A 13412-nucleotide genomic window follows, 5' to 3' on the forward strand; every position below is an offset into this window, starting at 1 on the left:
GGCGGTCACGGCCGCCGAGCGTTGCACCACTCCAGTGGACGCCGTCCCCGGCGATGCCACGTCCACGGGATCTCCGTCCGGCCAGGTCGGCGCGGTCGTCGCGGCCTCGGGGCTGCTCTGCCCCGGCATCGGTCCCCTGCCCGTCGGCGGGCCGATGGCGTCCGCCGGATGGGTGTGGCCTCCGTTTGCGGGGGCCGCCTCCGGCGGCCCGCCGAAGGGCGGCTCGCAGGTCGGGTCGCAGGTCAGGGCCTCGAAGGCGGGCCGACCTGGCCGGACAAGGGCCCTGCCGACCCAGTGGACGGGACCGGCGGGCCGTCTCCGGCCGCCCGCCCACGGCAGCCGCGACCGCCCGGAGTTCCGCGGACGCCATCCCGGCGAATCGCGCCGGGGCGACAGGGCCTCCACTACGGCCGTCGGCACGTCCGTCGTCCGGCGGGCCCCGGAGGGGAGGCGCCCCTCGCCCGGCGAATTCCGGGCCGGTCGGGACGGCCGGTTCCGGGTGCCACGTGGGCGGGTCCGCTTTCGGGCCAAAAGCGGCGGATCCCCTGGTCCCGGCGGCGAGCGGGCCGGTTCGCGTGCGCGAGGCCGCCCGCGCGGGAGACGATCCCGGGAACAGCGACCCGCACCGGCCGCCGTCCCGGCGGCCCACCGCGCCCCGTCCGCGCCGCCGCCGACACGGCCCCGCGAACGGCCGCCCCGAGCCCGCCGCTCCTCCCGACCCCGCCTCCCCGCGCACGGTCCGGACGGTGTGGGCGCCCCTCTCCTCCTCCCGCGAACCGATCTTCTGCACCCCCTCGAACGACGGAAGGGCCCAGCATGCGATTCACCGAACCCGACGAGCGCCTCGCCCTCCGGGAGGCCGTCCGCTCCTTCGCCTCCTCCTACGGCGGCGACTACTACCGCGCCAAGGCGCGTGAGGGCGCCTACCTGACCGAGCTGTGGGCAGAGGCGGGCAAGCTCGGCTACATCGGCGTCAACATCCCCGAGGAGTACGGCGGCGGAGGCGGCGGCATCGGCGACCTGGCCGCCGTCCTCGAAGAGCTGTCCGCCGCCGGGTGCCCCACCCTGATGATGGTCGTCTCGCCCGCCATCTGCGGCACGGTGCTCACCCGCTTCGGCACCCCCGGCCAGCGGCGCCGCTGGCTGCCCGGCATCGCCTCCGGCGAGACCGTCCTCGCCTTCGCCATCACCGAACCGGACGCCGGGTCCAACGCGCACAACATCACCACCACCGCCCGCCCCGACGGCGACGGGTGGGTGCTCTCCGGCCGCAAGACCTTCATCTCCGGGGTGGACGTCGCCGACGCGGTCTTCGTCGTGGGCCGCATGGAGGACACCGCGGGCCGGCTCGCCCCCGCCCTGTTCATGGTCCCCACCGACGCGCCCGGCTTCGAGGCGCGGCGCATCGAGATGGACCTGGTCAGCCCCGACCACCAGTTCGCCCTGTTCATGGACGAGGTCCGGCTCCCCGGCGACGCCCTGGTCGGCGACCCCGGCAGCGGGCTCCTGCAGCTGTTCGCCGGGCTCAACCCCGAGCGCATCATGGCCGCCTCGCTGGCGACCGGGTCGGCCCGGCACGCCCTGGACACCGCCGTCGGCTACGCCCGCGAGCGCGAGGTGTGGGGCCGCCCCATCGGCGCCCACCAGGGCCTGGCCCACCCCTTGGCGCAGGTGAAGGTGGAGGTGGAGCTGGCCCGGCTGATGACGCAGAAGGCCGCCGCGCTCTACGACGCCGGGGACGACACGGGCGCGGGCGAGGCCGCCAACATGGCCAAGTACGCGGCGGGGGAGGCCTCGGCGCGGGCGGTCGACCAGGCCGTGCAGACCCTCGGCGGCAACGGCCTGGCCAGCGAGTACGGGATCGGCGCCGCCGTGGCCGCCTCACGGCTGGGCCGGATCGCGCCGGTCAGCCGGGAGATGGTGCTCAACTACGTCGCCCAGCACTCGCTCGGCCTGCCGAAGTCCTACTGAGGCGCCTCGGCGGCCCGCCGCGCGGCCGGGCGGGGTCGGGATAGGTTGGCGGCGGCGCGGTCCCGGGGGCGGGCCGCGTCGGGGACACCGGGAGGAGGGAGAGAGGGACCGCATGGGGACGGTGCACCGGGAGGAACGGGCCGGGGAGCGCGAGCCGCGCCAGGAGCGGAGCCGGGCGACACGGGGGCGCCTGCTGGAGGCCGCCGTGGCCTGCCTGGCCGACAAGGGGGTGGCCGGGAGCACCGTGGGCGCCGTCGCCGAGCGCGCCGGGGTGTCGCGCGGCGCCGCCCAGCACCACTTCCGCACCCGCGAGGACCTGTTCACCGCTGCCCTGCGGTACATGAGCGACACCCGCCTGGACGAGCTCCGGTCCCGGGCCGAGCGGCTGCCCAGCGGCCCCGGGCGCACGGAGGCCGTGGTGGAGATGCTGGTCGACGCCTACTGCGGGCCGGTGTTCTCGGCGGCGCTTCAGCTGTGGGCGTCCGCCGCCAGCGACCCGGCGCTGCGCGCGTCGGTCATCCCGCTGGAGGAGCACGTCGGCCGCGAGGCGCACCGGGCGGCGGTGGAGGTCCTGGGGGCCGACGAGTCCGCCCCCGGGGTGCGCGAGACCGTGCAGGCCACCCTGGACATGGGGCGCGGGCTGGGCCTGGCGGGCCTGCTCACCGACGACACCGCGCGCCGCCGCCGCATCGTGCGCCAGTGGGCGCGCATCCTCGACCGCGAACTGGCCCGCTGACAGGCCGGGTCCGGGACGGAGCCGGGCGCCCCGAACAGACCCCGCGGATCACGCAGGGGCCCACCCGGCCGGGGTGCACGGTCCCGCCCGGACCGGCTGCGCGGTCGGCCCGGACGGTGAGCGGCGGGCGCCCCGCGGAGCGGGCCCAGACGACCGCCGCGCCGCAGGCCCCGGCCCGCAAGCACGGGGCGGGGCGCCGCAGCAGCGGCCGGTCAGTTACCCGGGATCATCGGCGGCATCGGTGCGGGCGGCGGCACCAGCAGGAACGCCCCCACCGCGGCGAACAGCGCCAGCACCGCCACGATCAGAACGCCCCCGGACAGCCAGCGCGCCCAGGAGCGGGTGTCCGGCCCGGCCACCGACAGGGCCCCGGCGGCGAGGATGGCCGCCAGCAGCGCGGGCACCCCGTCGCCCAGGGCGAGCGCCTTGAGCATGCCCTCCTGTGAGGTGGCCGTCACGCTCGCCACGATCTCCACCGCCCGCGTCCCGGCGAACGACGCCAGCAGGGCCAGCACCGAGCCGATGCCGAACGCCTCGGCGGTGAGCACGCTCGCGAAGCGCTTGGGCGGCTTGGCCTGCCCCTCCGCGCCGTCGACCGCCTCCCCGGCCTCGGCCCCCGGCTCCTGCCCAGGGTCCGCGGCCCCTTCGGTCGCCTCGCCCGCGCCGGAGTCCTGTGTGGGCCCCCCGCTCGCATCTGCGACGGCCGCGGGCGCGAAGTCCGGCCCCGTGCGCCCGCCGTCCGTCCGGTCGTCGTCGCGGGGGGCCGCGGCCCCGCCGTCTTCGGGAGTGGTACTCATTGCGCGCCAACCTACCCGGGTGCGCACCGTGCCCACGACGTCCGCCGCGCCGTCGGCCCGACCCGGTGCCGATCCGGGGCCATGGGCGAAACGAGGCCCACGGATGGGGCATTGATGACCCTCGGCCCTCCATAGTCGGAGTGACGGCCGGGTAGGGGCCGGCCGTCCGACGCTTGCGCGCGATCGACTGAGGGGATGCGATGACCAGCACCGAACCCCGGGTACAGGACTCCCTCACCCAGGACGAGGTCCGTCGGGTCGACATGTACTGGCGGGCGGCCAACTACCTGTCCGTCGGCCAGATCTACCTTCTCGACAATCCCCTGCTGCGGGAGCCCCTGCGACCCGAGCACATCAAGCCCCGGCTCCTGGGCCACTGGGGGACCACCCCCGGCCTCAACTTCATCTACGCCCACCTGCAGCGCCAGGTGAACAAGCGCGGGACGGACGCGATCTGGCTGATGGGCCCCGGCCACGGCGGCCCCTGCGGCGTGGCCACCGCCTGGCTCGACGGCACCTACACCGAGGTCTACCCCGAGGTCACCCAGGACGCCGAGGGCATGCGCAAGCTGTTCCGCCAGTTCTCCTTCCCCGGCGGCATCCCCTCGCACTACGCGCCGGAGACGCCCGGCTCCATCCACGAGGGCGGAGAGCTGGGCTACGTCCTTTCGCACGCCTACGGGGCGGTCTTCGACAACCCCGGCCTGGTCGCCGCCGCCGTGGTCGGCGACGGCGAGGCCGAGACGGGCCCACTGGCCAACAGCTGGATGTCGAACAAGTTCGTCAACCCCGACACCGACGGCGCGGTCCTGCCGATCCTGCACCTGAACGGCTACAAGATCGCCGGGCCGACCGTGCTGGCCCGCATGCCCGAAAGCGAGCTGGCCGCGCTGATGGAGGGGTACGGGCACCGCCCCTTCTTCGTCACCGGGGACGACCCGGGGACCATGCACCGCGAGATGGCCGGGGTCCTCGACACCGTGCTGGACGAGATCGTCGCGCTGCAGGACCGGGTGCGCTCGGGCGGCGACCGCACCGACGTGAAGTGGCCGATGATCGTGCTGCGCACCCCCAAGGGGTGGACCGGCCCGGACGAGGTCGACGGCCTGCCGGTCGAGGGCACCTGGCGCGCCCACCAGGTGCCGCTGGCGCAGATGCGGGAGAACCCCGAGCACCTGAGGATGCTGGAGGAGTGGATGCGCTCCTACCGGCCCGAGGAGCTGTTCGACTCCGACGGCGCCCCGGTCGACGAGGCCGTGCGCATCGTCCCGCCGGGCCCGCTGCGCATCAGCGCCAACCCGCACGCCAACGGCGGCCTGCTGCTCAAGGACCTCACCCTGCCCGACTTCCGCGACTACGCGGTGGAGGTGCCCGCGCCGGGCACCGTCAAGCACGAGGCCACCCGGGTGCTGGGCGCGCTGCTGCGCGACACCGTGCGGCTCAACCCCGACGGCTTCCGCATCTTCGGGCCCGACGAGACCGCCTCCAACCGGCTCGGCGCGGTCTTCGAGGCCACCGACCGGGCCTGGGACGAGCGGCTGCTGCCCACCGACGAGCACATGGCCCCCGACGGGCGGGTCATGGAGGTGCTCAGCGAGCACCTGTGCCAGGGGTGGCTGGAGGGCTACCTGCTCACCGGGCGGCACGGGCTGTTCAACAGCTACGAGGCGTTCGTCCACATCGTCGACTCGATGTTCAACCAGCACGCCAAGTGGCTCAAGACCACCCGCACCATCCCCTGGCGGCGCCCGATCGCCTCGCTCAACTACCTGCTCAGCTCGCACGTGTGGCGCCAGGACCACAACGGCTTCAGCCACCAGGACCCCGGCTTCATCGACCACGTCGTCAACAAGAAGCCCGAGATCATCCGGGTGTACCTGCCGCCGGACGCCAACACCCTGCTCGCCACCGCCGACCACTGCCTGCGCATGCGCGACACGGTCAACGTGGTGATCGCGGGCAAGCAGCCCGCGCTGAGCTACCTGGACATGGACCAGGCGCTCGCGCACTGCATCCGCGGCCTGGGCATCTGGGGGTGGGCCAGCAGCGACGACGGCGCCGAGCCGGACGTGGTGCTGGCCTGCGCCGGGGACATCCCCACCATGGAGGCGCTGGCCGCCGCCGACCTGCTCCGCACCCACCTGCCCGAGCTGCGCGTGCGCCTGGTGAACGTGGTCGACCTGATGCGGCTGCAGCCCGCCGAGGAGCACCCGCACGGCATCACCGACCGCGAGTTCGACGCGCTGTTCACCCCGGACAAGCCGATCATCTTCGCCTTCCACGGCTACCCCTGGCTCATCCACCGGCTGACCTACCGCCGCCGGGGGCACGACAACCTGCACGTGCGCGGCTACATCGAGGAGGGCACCACCACCACGCCCTTCGACATGGTGATGCTCAACCACCTGGACCGCTTCCACCTGGTGATGGACGTCATCGACCACGTGCCGGGCCTGGCGGTGCGGGCCGCCCACCTCAAGCAGCAGATGGACGATGCGCGGCTGCGGTGCCGCGCCTACACTCGCGAGCACGGCGACGACGCGCCGGAGATCCGCGACTGGACGTGGCAGGCGTGAGGGGCGCCCCGGGCGGCGGCCCGTCCGGGGGCGCGACGGCGGCGCGGGCGGCGCAGACGGCGCAGACGGCGCGGGCGGCGGCAGCGGTCAGAGCGGAAGGGCGGTCCGTATGCAGGTCCTGATCGTCAACACCGGGTCGAGCAGCGTGAAGCTGTCGGTCCTGGGCGAGGGCGGCGAGCAGCTCGGCAACAGCACCCTGGAGCTGCGCGACGGCACGGTGACGGCCGAGCAGATGCAGGGGGCGCTGGAGGAGCTGCCGCGCGTGGACGCGGTCGGCCACCGGGTCGTGCACGGCGGCGAGGACTTCCGCGCGCCCGTGGTGCTGGACGAGCACGTGATCGAACGGATCCGCGGGGTGGCGGTGCTGGCGCCGCTGCACGTGCCCAAGGCGCTCGCGGGCATCGAGGCGGCCCGCAAGGTGCTGCCCGACACCGCGCAGGTGGCCTGCTTCGACACGGCCTTCCACGCGACGCTGCCGCCGGAGGCCACCACCTACGCCATCCCCAAGGGGTGGCGGGAGCGGCACGGGCTGCGGCGGTACGGCTTCCACGGCCTGTCGCACTCCTACGCCTCGCGGCGCGCGGCCGAACTGGCCGGGGGTCCGGTCGGCCGCCTCGTGGTGGCCCACCTGGGGGCGGGGGCGTCGCTGTCGGCGGTGCGCGACGGGCGCTGCCTGGACACCACCATGGGCTTCACCCCCACCGAGGGCCTGGTCATGGCCACCCGCAGCGGGGACGTGGACCCGGGGCTGGTGCTGTGGCTGCTGCAGTACGGGGGCATGGCCCCGGACGAGGTGGCCGGGGGCCTGGACCGCGGCGGCGGACTGTACGGGCTGACCGGCGACTCCGACATGCGCGACGTGATGGAGCGGATCGGCCGCGACGACCCGGTGGCCCGCCTGGGGCTGGGGGTCTACCTGCACCGGCTGCGGGCGAAGGTCGCGGCGATGGCCGCGTCCCTGAACGGCCTGGACACGCTGGTGTTCACCGGGGGAGTGGGCGAGCACCAGCCCCCGGTCCGCGCCGGGGCCGCCGAGGGCCTGGCGTTCCTGGGCGTGGCCGTCGACACCGCCGCGAACGAGGGGGCGCACACCGACACCGACATCACCGCCCCGGGGGCGAAGGTGCGCACCCTGGTCATCACCGCCCGCGAGGACCTGGAGATCGACGGCGAGGTGCGCAGGACCTTGGGGGGCTGAGGCCGGGCCGCACGTCAGGGCGGTACGGGGGCGAAGATCTCGCGGGTGCCGACCCTTCTCCAGATCACGTGCGGCCTGCCGGGGGAGCGTTCCTCGCCGTACTCCCGCGTCGCTCGTCCATCAGGCGCCCTGGACGCGCTTGACGCGCAGGCCAGGACGGAACTCCCCCCCTTTTCGATGTCCGGTGCGAACCCGGTGAGGACCTCTCGGGGGATCGGTCGAACCGGGCGCGCTGTCCTTTCCTTGCCGAGCCGTTCCAGGTCAGCGCGGAACCTCGATGTGACGGCGAACGCGGCCAGGATTCAGCGCTCCCCGCCCAGGGCGCCGAACATCGAATCCGCGCTGTCGAACTCTTCGAGGTCGCCCTCAGCGATCTGGGCGGTGGCCGCTCGTTCGCCTTCCTGCCAGGCGCTCTTCCAGAACCAGGCCTGACCCGCAGGGGCCGCGGTCATCCCGCGCAGGACGACCTCACCGTCCGCGTTGGTGGCGAACTCGACTTCGCCGCCTTCACGGATGTGCAGCGCTTCGGCCACATCGTGAGGAAGGGTCACCTGGTTCTTGCGTCGCATCACCGCTCTGACCCGCCTGTCGGTTGGGCTCGCCGACCCATCGTGCCTGCTGCTCATGGTGGCCACTCCTCTCGCCACCCTTCAGTACCCGTCTGTCGGATAGCTCAACTGTCCGACAGTGCGCCCATCTGCGTCTCCTGGCGCTCCTCCTCGGCGCCCAGGGCGATGGGAGCGGCCAGCCACTCGTCGGGGAGGCCGAACGCGTCCACCAGGGTGCGCGCGTGCGGGCGCAGCTCCTCGCACAGTGCGTCCACCGCCTTGACCACCGCCTTGGCGCGCGTGCCCGACAGGCGCTCGTGCTCCAGGAACCAGGCGCGGTCCTCCTCCACCAGCGACAGCACGTACAGGTCGCACACCTTGTCCAACAGGCCCCGCGCCTCCGTGTCCGCGCACCGGTCGATGGCCGCGACGAACGCCTCCAGCACCACCCGGTCCACGTGCACGCGCGCGGCCCGCAGCACGTGCTCCTGGGCGTCGTTGAACGCCGCGAAGGCCGCGCCCCCGCCGGCCTTGCCCGCCCGGCGCAGCCGCCGCGCCAGCCCGGCCACCGTGTGCTCCTCCCGGTCCTCCAGCAGCCGGAGCTGCCAGCCGCGGTCGCGCAGCTCCTCGGCGTCGCCGCGCCCCGGCGCCGCGCTGACCAGGCGCTCGATCAGCGACCGGGCGGCGGTGCGCTCGATCACGCCCTCCAGCACCTGCCCGGCGGCGAACCGCACCATGCCCGCGGTGTCCAGGTCGCCGAAGGCGTCCCGGTAGTCGGTCAGCAGCGCCTTCGCGAGGAGCTGCAGCAGCACCGTGTTGTCGCCCTCGAAGGTGGTGAACACGTCCACGTCCGCGCGCAGCTGCGGCAGCCGGGTGGGGGCCNCCGCAGGCCTCCCGGCAGGTCTGCGCCGTGTCCAGGGCGTGCCAGGTCGCCACCGCCTTCAGCCCGGCCGCGCGCGACTCCAGCTCGCGCCGGGCGTGCTCGTCCAGCGGGCGCTCCCCCGTGTGCTCGCCGTGCAGCGCCGCGACCAGCTCCTCCTGGGCGAAGTGCAGCGCGTAGGTGCGGGCCAGGGCGGGCAGCAGGCGGCGCTGGTGGGCGCGGTAGTCCAGCAGCCGCACCTCCTCCTCGCCGCCGCCGGGGCGGGTGAACTGGCGCCGCGCGTCCCCGTAGCGGACCGCGACCGCCAGGGCGGCCTTCGCGGCGGTGCCCGCCCCGCCCGCGACGCTCACCCGTCCGCGCACCAGCGTGCCGAGCATGGTGAAGAACCGTCGGGAGGGGTCGGTGATGGGGCTGGAGTAGGTGCCGTCCTCGGCGACCGACCCGTACCGGCCCAGAAGCGCCGAACGCGGCACCTGCACCCGGTCGAAGGACAGGCGGCCGTTGTCGACGCCGTTCAGCCCGGCCTTGGGGCCGCAGTCCCCGATCGTCACCCCGGGCAGCGGGCGCCCCTGTTCGTCCCGGATCGGCACCAGCAGGGCGTGCACCCCGTGGTCCTCGCCCAGTGTGCGCAGACGGGCGAAGACCACCGCCGCGCGCCCGTCCCGGGCGGCGTTGCCGATGTAGTCCTTGCGGGCCGCCTCGTCCGGGGTGTGCACGGTGAACGTTTCCGACCCGGGGTCGTAGCCGGCGGTGGTGCGGAGCCGCTGCACGTCGGAGCCGTGCCCGGTCTCGGTCATGGCGAAGCAGCCGGGCAGGTCCAGCGAGATCACCCCGGGCAGGTGCTCGGCGCGCTGGGCGTCGGTGCCCAGCGCCTGGATCGCGCCGCCGAACAGGCCCCACTGCACCCCGACCTTGACCATCAGGGACATGTCGGCGACGAGCATCTCGAAGGCCACGCACGAGGCGCCGAAGTCGCCCGCGCCGCCGACCTCGCGGGAGAAGCCGTAGCCGGGCACCTCGGTGCGGGCGAGGGCGGCGAGCTGGTCGGCGACGCGCGCCCGGTGCTCCTCCATGGACAGCCCGGCGGCGGGGGCGAAGCGCTCGCCCCGCACCTGCTCGCGCACGGTGTCCCGGACCCCGGCCCACCGGCCGTCCAGGAGGGTGCGCAGCGCCTGTGCGGTCCGTTCCCCGGACCGCTCCTCCGGTGCCTCGGTGTCGGTCATGGTCTCCCGTCCTTCCGTGCCCCTCCGCGCTTTTCGGGCCGTCCTACCACGGTCGGTCCCGGCCGCCTCCGCCCGACACGCCTGTATTGCGGTGAGATCGGGCGCTAGGGGGAAGACCGTAAAGGACGGATGGAGAGCCGAACGCGCGGAGCGGCGGATGATGACGGCCGAAACCCTTCCCGGTGTCCGGGACGCCCTGCCCACCGACCTCGCCGCGATGGTCGCCCTCGGGGAGCGTGCGGGCCACGGCGGGCGCGGCCCCGGCGGCGAGCTCGCGGAGTCGCGCCGCGCCCGCCTGGCGGCGCTCGTCGCGGACCTGGGCGCGGTGGTGCTGGTGGCCACGGACGAGGAGGTCGTCCAGGGGTACCTGGCGGCGGCGGTCGGCGACCCCTCGCCCCCGCACGGCGGTGTGGGCCCGGTCGGGTACGTGGACGACCTCGCCGTGGGGGAGGGGTACGACTGGTGGCGCGTGGGCGGCGCCCTTCTGGCCCGCGCCCGCTCCCGCCTGAAGGAGGCCGGGGCCGTGCGGATGATCGTCACGACGGGCGGGGGCGACCCGGTCAAGCAGGCCTTCCTGTGGCGGTCCGGGTTCACGCTGATCACCGAGTCCTACGAGGAGTCCCTGCCCTGACCCGCCGGACGGGCGATTCCCCGCCCCCCGGTGCCCTGCCGTCGGCCGCGGGGGCGGCGCTGTTCGCGGAGTCCAGGGGCGGCGTTCCCGAGATCGACGCGGGGCCGGCGGGCGCCGAAGTCCCACCGCTCCGGCGGACGGGACCCGGGTGGGGGCCGACGGCGCCGCGCGTGCTGCCCTGAGCCGGAACTGATACGGGCCTGACCGGAGCGGGCGGCCGCGGCGGTCCGCAACCCCGTTCACCCGCCGTGCGGGAGTGCGTGCGCCGTCGCCTCCCGTGCACCGGAGGGCCGCACACCCCGCCTCTCCCGGCCTCCACCGGCCCGCCGGAACACAGTCATGGCCCTGACCATGGCCGCGCGGCCCGGGCCCCGCCCCGTGAGAGTGACCGAGGCCCCGGACGGCCCGGGACCCGTGTCCTGAGCACGCCGCCGCGCCCCCGCCCTGTGCCTCCGCCCGAGAGGTTCAACGGGGTCCCAATTCACCCTCCGTTCTCCATATTTGAAGATCGACAAGGTTCTAACGGGTGTATCCCCGGGGATGTGACGTCGGTGCGTGCCCGATTGGAGTGAGTGATGACCCGACTCACCGAGAACGACGTCCACGACTACATCCGCGGCATCTGCTTCAAGAACGGCCCCCCGGGGCTGGTCGGTGTCGAAGCCGAATGGCTGGTCACCGACCCCTCCGCCGCCGACCGTCCCGTACCGATCGACCGCGTGGCCGCGCTGCTGGACGAGGCCGGGCCTCCCCCGGCCGGAAGCGCCGTCACCTTCGAACCCGGAGGGCAGCTGGAGCTCAGCTCGCCGCCCCTCCCCGGCCCCGCCGCCGCGCACCGCGCCGTCGCCGCCGACCTCGCCCACGTGGCCAAGCCCCTGAACGACGCGGGACTGCACCTGCGCGGCGTCGGCCTCGACCCCCGCCGTCCGCCCCGGCGCCAGCTCGCCCTCCCCCGCTACACCGCCATGGAGCGGTTCTTCGACCGCGCCGGACCCGGCGGCCGCACCATGATGTGCAGCACCGCCTCCCTGCAGGTGTGCCTGGACATCGGCGCCGACACCGCCGACGCCGCCCGGCGCTGGCGGCTGGTGCACCGCCTGGGCCCGGTGCTCACCGCCGCCTTCGCCAACTCGCCCCTGTGGCGCGGGCGCCCCACCGGCTGGCGCTCGGCCCGGTGGGCGGTGTGGGCCGGGATCGACCAGGGCCGCACCCGCCCCGTCGGCGGGGACGACCCGGCCACCGCCTGGGCCGAGTACGCCCTGCAGGCCCGCCTGATGACGATCCGCACCGCCGACGGGCGCTGGCACGGCGGCTCCGGCATGGCCTTCCACGAGTGGATGCGCCGCTGCCGCCCCCGCCCGCCCGACCACGACGACCTCGTCTACCACCTGAGCACCCTGTTCCCTCCGGTGCGCCCGCGCGGGTGGCTGGAGCTGCGCATGATCGACTCCCTGCCCGCGCCCTGGTGGCCGGTCCCGGCGGCGGTCGCCTCCGCCCTGGTGGACGACGGCCGCGCCGCCGACGCCGCCGAACAGGCCCTGGACGAGCTGCACGGGGACGGCGCCGAACCCGACCGCCGCACCTGGCTGTCGGCCGCCCGGGACGCCGTCGCCGACTCCGCGCTGGGCCGGGCCGCGCGGCGCTGCCTGGAGGCCGCGTCCGAGGCCCTGCCCCGGATGGGGGCGGCCCGGCTCGCCGAGACCGTGGACGCCTACCGCGACCGCTACACCGAACGGGGCCGCTGCCCCGCCGACGACGCGACCGATGGGCCCGATGCCGCCGACGCGCCGGACGCGATCCCCGGAGGGAACCGATGAGGACCGAGTCGGACCACGACCACGACCAGGTGCGCGAGCGCATCGCCGCCGAGCTGGAGGCGGTGCGCAGGCGCAGCGAGGGGCTGACCGTGCACGCCCTGGAGGAGGGCGAGCTGGTGGCCCAGCACTCCCCGCTGATGTCGCCGCTGGTGTGGGACTACGCCCACGTCGGCAACTACGAGGAGCAGTGGCTGGTGCGCGCCGCGGCGGGCGGGGAGGCGCTGCGCCCCGACATCGACGTGCTCTACGACGCCTTCGAGAACCCCCGCGCCGACCGGGTCGAGCTGCCTCTGCTCCGCCCGGAGGAGGCGCGCGCCTACAACGCCCGCGTCCGGCGGCGGGTGCTCGACTCCCTGGAACGGGTGCCCATGGGCGAGGGGTCGGGCCTCGGCGCGGGCGGCTTCGTCTACAACATGGTGATCCAGCACGAGCACCAGCACGACGAGACCATGCTCGCCACCCACCAGCTGCGCACGGGCGACCCGGTGCTGCCCGACGGCGCCCCGGAGGGGCCCGACCGGGTGCCGCAGGGCCCCGAGGAGGTGCTGGTGCCCGCCGGGCCGTTCACCATGGGCACCACCGCCGACCCGTGGGCCTACGACAACGAGCGCCCCTCGCACACCGTGCACCTGCCCGCATACTGGATCGCCGCACGGCCGGTGGCCAACGCCGCCCACATGGCCTTCATCGACGCGGGCGGCTACGACGACCCCCGCTGGTGGACCGAGGAGGGGTGGCGCTGGCGCAGCGAGGGCGGCAAGACGGCCCCCGCGTTCTGGTTCCGCGACGGGGACACGTGGATGCGCCGCCGCTTCGGCCGCGTCGAGCCCGTCCCGCCCGAGGAGGCGGTGCAGCACGTCAGCTTCCACGAGGCGCAGGCGCACGCCCGCTGGGCGGGCATGCGGCTGCCCACCGAGGCCGAATGGGAGAAGGCGGCGCGCTGGGACCCGGCCACCGGGCGCTCCCGCCGCTACCCGTGGGGGGACGAGGAGCCCGCCGCGCGCCACGCCAACCTGGGGCAGCGGCGGGGGCGGC

At 75.0% G+C, this 13412-nt stretch carries 9 protein-coding genes and 1 pseudogene; 7 read left to right on the plus strand and 3 right to left on the minus strand.

The genetic code is table 11. The features are described from left to right. The first annotated feature begins 816 nt into the window (after positions 1-816). Both D476_RS0103710 and D476_RS0103715 read left to right on the plus strand, forming a co-directional pair. The gene (locus D476_RS0103710) at positions 817-1971 is read left to right on the plus strand and encodes an acyl-CoA dehydrogenase family protein (RefSeq protein WP_017622634.1); all 1155 of its coding nucleotides are present in this window, start codon (positions 817-819) and stop codon (positions 1969-1971) included. Positions 1972-2083: 112 nt separating this feature from the next. Beyond that, entirely contained in the window at positions 2084-2707 is a 624-nt protein-coding gene (locus tag D476_RS0103715) for a TetR/AcrR family transcriptional regulator (RefSeq protein WP_017622635.1), read from the plus strand. Between the two features lie 212 nt (positions 2708-2919). Here the strand turns inward: D476_RS0103715 and D476_RS0103720 are convergent, their stop codons facing one another. Next, the gene (locus D476_RS0103720; RefSeq protein ID WP_026123204.1) at positions 2920-3504 is read right to left on the minus strand and encodes a hypothetical protein; all 585 of its coding nucleotides are present in this window, start codon (positions 3502-3504) and stop codon (positions 2920-2922) included. 200 nt (positions 3505-3704) lie between these two features. Between D476_RS0103720 and D476_RS0103725 the strand changes: the two genes are divergently transcribed. Both D476_RS0103725 and D476_RS0103730 read left to right on the plus strand, forming a co-directional pair. After that, complete coding sequence (locus D476_RS0103725; RefSeq protein WP_017622636.1) at positions 3705-6080, plus strand: phosphoketolase family protein; 2376 nt, start codon at positions 3705-3707, stop codon at positions 6078-6080. 109 nt (positions 6081-6189) lie between these two features. Continuing rightward, a complete protein-coding gene (locus D476_RS0103730) occupies positions 6190-7278 on the plus strand; it encodes an acetate/propionate family kinase (protein ID WP_017622637.1) in 1089 nt (362 codons plus the stop codon). Positions 7279-7580: 302 nt separating this feature from the next. Here D476_RS0103730 and D476_RS0103735 read toward each other — a convergent pair whose 3' ends face one another. Together D476_RS0103735 and D476_RS31995 are read right to left on the minus strand one after the other, a co-directional pair. After that, a complete protein-coding gene (locus D476_RS0103735; protein ID WP_017622638.1) occupies positions 7581-7904 on the minus strand; it encodes an AbrB/MazE/SpoVT family DNA-binding domain-containing protein in 324 nt (107 codons plus the stop codon). Between the two features lie 47 nt (positions 7905-7951). After that, positions 7952-9929 (minus strand): annotated as a pseudogene (locus D476_RS31995) (acyl-CoA dehydrogenase family protein). 157 nt (positions 9930-10086) lie between these two features. Between D476_RS31995 and D476_RS0103745 the strand changes: the two are divergent. The 3 genes from D476_RS0103745 to D476_RS0103755 all read left to right on the plus strand — a co-directional run. Next, complete coding sequence (locus D476_RS0103745; protein WP_017622641.1) at positions 10087-10560, plus strand: GNAT family N-acetyltransferase; 474 nt, start codon at positions 10087-10089, stop codon at positions 10558-10560. 575 nt (positions 10561-11135) lie between these two features. Beyond that, a complete protein-coding gene (gene egtA, locus D476_RS0103750) occupies positions 11136-12377 on the plus strand; it encodes an ergothioneine biosynthesis glutamate--cysteine ligase EgtA (protein ID WP_017622642.1) in 1242 nt (413 codons plus the stop codon). Then, the coding region (locus tag D476_RS0103755) for an SUMF1/EgtB/PvdO family nonheme iron enzyme (RefSeq protein WP_017622643.1) at positions 12374-13412 on the plus strand (1039 nt) is incomplete at its 3' end. The genes egtA and D476_RS0103755, both read left to right, overlap by 4 nt.

Origin of the sequence: Nocardiopsis chromatogenes YIM 90109 (genome assembly GCF_000341185.1) — a bacterium.
Lineage (GTDB): Bacteria > Actinomycetota > Actinomycetes > Streptosporangiales > Streptosporangiaceae > Nocardiopsis_A > Nocardiopsis_A chromatogenes.

What these genes read in the sequence shown, in the direction of transcription:
- D476_RS0103730 (WP_017622637.1), top strand. Translation starts at nt 6,190, where the DNA reads ATGCAGGTCCTGATCGTCAACACCGGGTCGAGCAGCGTGAAGCTGTCG.
- D476_RS0103735 (WP_017622638.1), bottom strand. Translation starts at nt 7,904, where the DNA reads ATGAGCAGCAGGCACGATGGGTCGGCGAGCCCAACCGACAGGCGGGTC.
- D476_RS0103710 (WP_017622634.1), top strand. Translation starts at nt 817, where the DNA reads ATGCGATTCACCGAACCCGACGAGCGCCTCGCCCTCCGGGAGGCCGTC.
- D476_RS0103745 (WP_017622641.1), top strand. Translation starts at nt 10,087, where the DNA reads ATGATGACGGCCGAAACCCTTCCCGGTGTCCGGGACGCCCTGCCCACC.
- egtA (WP_017622642.1), top strand. Translation starts at nt 11,136, where the DNA reads ATGACCCGACTCACCGAGAACGACGTCCACGACTACATCCGCGGCATC.
- D476_RS0103725 (WP_017622636.1), top strand. Translation starts at nt 3,705, where the DNA reads ATGACCAGCACCGAACCCCGGGTACAGGACTCCCTCACCCAGGACGAG.
- D476_RS0103720 (WP_026123204.1), bottom strand. Translation starts at nt 3,504, where the DNA reads ATGAGTACCACTCCCGAAGACGGCGGGGCCGCGGCCCCCCGCGACGAC.
- D476_RS0103715 (WP_017622635.1), top strand. Translation starts at nt 2,084, where the DNA reads ATGGGGACGGTGCACCGGGAGGAACGGGCCGGGGAGCGCGAGCCGCGC.